4 protein-coding genes are annotated in these 3,093 nt (G+C 65.4%); all 4 read right to left on the bottom strand.

Going from position 1 to position 3,093, the window contains the following annotated elements:
* The coding region (locus JNK99_RS11175) for a heme lyase CcmF/NrfE family subunit (protein WP_291852887.1) at window positions 1-1,571 on the bottom strand (1,571 nt) is incomplete at its 3' end.
* A gap of 16 nt (window positions 1,572-1,587) precedes the next feature.
* Window positions 1,588-2,067 (bottom strand): cytochrome c maturation protein CcmE, encoded by a 480-nt coding sequence (gene ccmE, locus JNK99_RS11170; RefSeq protein ID WP_291852884.1) that lies wholly within the window; start codon window positions 2,065-2,067, stop codon window positions 1,588-1,590.
* Window positions 2,064-2,282, bottom strand: coding sequence for a heme exporter protein CcmD (ccmD, locus tag JNK99_RS11165; RefSeq protein WP_291852881.1), 219 nt, complete (start codon window positions 2,280-2,282; stop codon window positions 2,064-2,066). The genes ccmE and ccmD overlap by 4 nt, the downstream gene beginning before the upstream one ends.
* 4 nt (window positions 2,283-2,286) lie before the next feature.
* Entirely contained in the window at window positions 2,287-3,036 is a 750-nt protein-coding gene (gene ccmC / locus JNK99_RS11160; RefSeq protein WP_291852878.1) for a heme ABC transporter permease CcmC, read from the bottom strand.
* Between the last annotated feature and the right edge of the window lie 57 nt (window positions 3,037-3,093).

Here is a 3,093-nt window from a genome sequence, read left to right as displayed (position 1 = left end):
TCCATCTTGACGTCCTTCTCGGCCTGGTAGCCGCCGACCATGGCCACCCCGACGATGAACACCGCGATGCCGGCGTGCGCCAGATGCATGCCGAAGAAGCTGCGCGGCTGTCGCCGGGCGACGGTCAGGAAAGACTGGCTGCCACGCGTCGACTGCACGCGCTCGACGAAGTTGAGCAGCGCGCTGAAGACGATCCAGGCGGCCAGCAACAGGCTCAGTGCGACCAGCGGTTTCCACTCGCCAGACAGGAAGGGCGCCAGGCTGCCGACCAGCGCGGCCGTGAGGAAGGCCCAACGCAAGGTGCGCGCCAGCTCCCCGAAGTCTGCCTGCTTCCAGCGGGCGAAGGGCGCCACCCCCATCAGGAATACCGCCGGCAGCATCAGTGGTACGAAAACGGCATCGAAGTAGGGCGGGCCGACCGACAGCTTGCCGGCGCCGAGCGCGTCGATCAGCAGCGGGTAGAGCGTGCCGAGCAGGACCGATGCACAAGCCACGACCAGCAGCACGTTGTTGGTGAGCAGCAGCGACTCGCGCGAGAGCAGTGCGAAACGGCCGCCGAGACCGACTTTGGGCGCCCGCCAGGCAAACAGGGACAGCGAGCTGCCGATGACGGCGACCAGGAAGACGAGGATGAAGATGCCGCGCCGCGGATCGGTGGCGAAGGCATGCACCGAGGTCAGCACGCCGGAACGGACGAGGAAGGTGCCGAGCAGCGACAGGGAAAAGGCCGAGATGGCCAGCAGTACCGTCCAGTTCTTGAAGCTGCCGCGTTTCTCGGTGACGGCCAGCGAGTGCACCAGCGCCGTGCCGACCAGCCAGGGCATGAACGACGCATTCTCGACCGGATCCCAGAACCACCAGCCACCCCAGCCGAGTTCGTAGTAGGCCCACCACGAGCCCAGCGCGATGCCCAGTGTCAGAAAGATCCAGGCCGCCGTGGTCCACGGGCGCGACCAGCGTGCCCAGGCGGCGTCGAGTTGTCCCGAGAGCAGCGCCGCGATGGCGAAAGCGAAGGCTACCGAGAAGCCGACGTAACCCATGTAGAGCATCGGCGGGTGAATGATCAGCCCGGGATCCTGCAGCAGCGGGTTGAGGTCGCGCCCTTCTTCGGCGCCCGGCAGCAGGCGCTCGAAGGGGTTGGAGGTGAGCAGGATGAAGAGCAGGAAGCCGGCGGCGACCAGCCCGAGAACGCCCAGGACACGTGCCACCATGTGATCGGGCAGTTGCTGCGAGAGCAGGGCGACGGCCAGCGTCCACAGCACCAGCATCAGCACCCAGAGCAGCAGGGAGCCTTCATGTCCGCCCCAGACGGCGGCGACACGATAGGGCAGCGGTAGCAGCGTGTTCGAATGCTGGGCGACGTAGACCACCGAAAAATCGTTCTGCACGAAGGCTGTGGTCAGGCAGCCGAAGGCGACGGCCAGCAGCAGAGCCTGCGCCATCGCCGCTGGCCGGGCGAGAGCGATCCACTGTCGTCGCCCGCTGTGGGCACCGAGCAGCGGCAACGTTCCCTGCGCGAGGGCGACGCAGAGGGCCAGAATGAGTGCGAAGTTGCCGAGTTCCGGGATCATGGGCTTATCGTCCGCGTTACTGCTTGACGGTCTTGGCGCTGGCCTCGAGCGCCGCCTTGTTGGCCGCCGCGCGTTGGTGCGCGTCGCCGACTGCCTTGGCCGCTTCCGGTGGCAGGTAGTTCTCGTCGTGCTTGGCGAGTACCTCGCTGGCGGCGAACAGCCCGTCATCACCGAGCCTGCCTTGCGCGACGACGCCTTTGCCTTCCTGAAAAAGATCGGGCAGTATTCCCTTGTAGGAAACGGTCATGTCCTTCTCGGTATCGGTGACGACAAAGCGCAGGGTGACACCGTCGGCCTGGCGTTGCAGCGAGCCCTCCTTGACCATCCCGCCGATGCGGAAGCTCTTGCCCTTCGGCGCCTCGCCGGCGGCCACCTGGGTCGGCGAGAAGAAGAACACCAGGTTGCTCTGGAATGCGTTGAGCACCAGGGTTGCGGCCAGGGCGAGAATCGCCAGGCCGCCGAGGATCAGCGCGATGCGTTTGTGACGTGGTTTCAATCCTTGCTCCTGCGCGAGGTGGTCTGGCGATCCGCTCTGGCTTCACTGCGCTCGGCCCGATACTGACGCCTGAGACGGGCGATCAGCCTCTTCCGACCTTGCAGCAGGAGGATCGGTTCCGCCAGCATCAACAGCGCCATCACCACCACCGAGCCCCACACGTACGGTCCGTGCTGGCCCATTGCCAGAAAGTCGGCCAGGCTGTTCCAGTGCATCTTCCTACTCCTTTTCGCCGAGCAGGGTGCGCACCCAGTCGGTGTGCCGCTCGCGCTCGAGCATGATGGTGCGTACGCGCATCAGGGCGATGGCGATGCTGTACATCCAGCAGGCCAGAGCGCAGAGCAGCATTCCCCAGAGCATCAGCGCGGCCATGCTCGGTGCCTTGGTCAGGCTGACCGAGGCGCCCTGATGCAGGGTGTTCCACCACTTGACCGAAAAATAGATGATCGGGATGTTGACCACGCCGACCAGCGCGAGGATGGCGCCCGCCTTGTCGGCGCGCCGCGGGTCGTCGATCGCCGCCTGCAGGGCGATGAAGCCGATGTAGAGGAAGAGCAGGATCAGTTCGGAGGTCAGGCGCGCATCCCATACCCACCAGGTGCCCCACATCGGTTTGCCCCACAAGGCGCCGGTCCACAGCGAGAGAAAGGCGAAGAGGGCGCCGGTCGGCGCCAGCGCCGAAGCCATCATGCCCGACAGGCGAGTGTTGAAGGCCAGCCCGATCGCCGCCCAGAAGGCAATCACCAGGTAGATGAACATCGACATCCACGACGCCGGGACGTGCAGGAAGATGATGCGATAACCCTCGCCCTGTTGCAGGTCGCTGGGCGCGAGCAGAAAACCGATGGTCAGCCCGGCCGCGCCGAACAGCGCGGCAAATGCCCAGAACCACGGAATCATCTTTCCGGCGAGCGGGTAGAAGGTCTGTGGGCTGGCGTACTTGAACCAGTTGATCAAACGGTTACTCATCTATTCCAGGGCAACTCTCAGGGCCGCAGCGGTTGGCCACGGGGCAAAAAACACGCC

It is taken from the genome of Accumulibacter sp., assembly GCF_016789985.1.
GTDB lineage: Bacteria > Pseudomonadota > Gammaproteobacteria > Burkholderiales > Rhodocyclaceae > Accumulibacter.
This window is presented reverse-complemented; position numbering and strand designations above follow the sequence as displayed.

What these genes read in the sequence shown, in the direction of transcription:
- ccmD (WP_291852881.1), bottom strand. Translation starts at nt 2,282, where the DNA reads ATGCACTGGAACAGCCTGGCCGACTTTCTGGCAATGGGCCAGCACGGA.
- ccmC (WP_291852878.1), bottom strand. Translation starts at nt 3,036, where the DNA reads ATGAGTAACCGTTTGATCAACTGGTTCAAGTACGCCAGCCCACAGACC.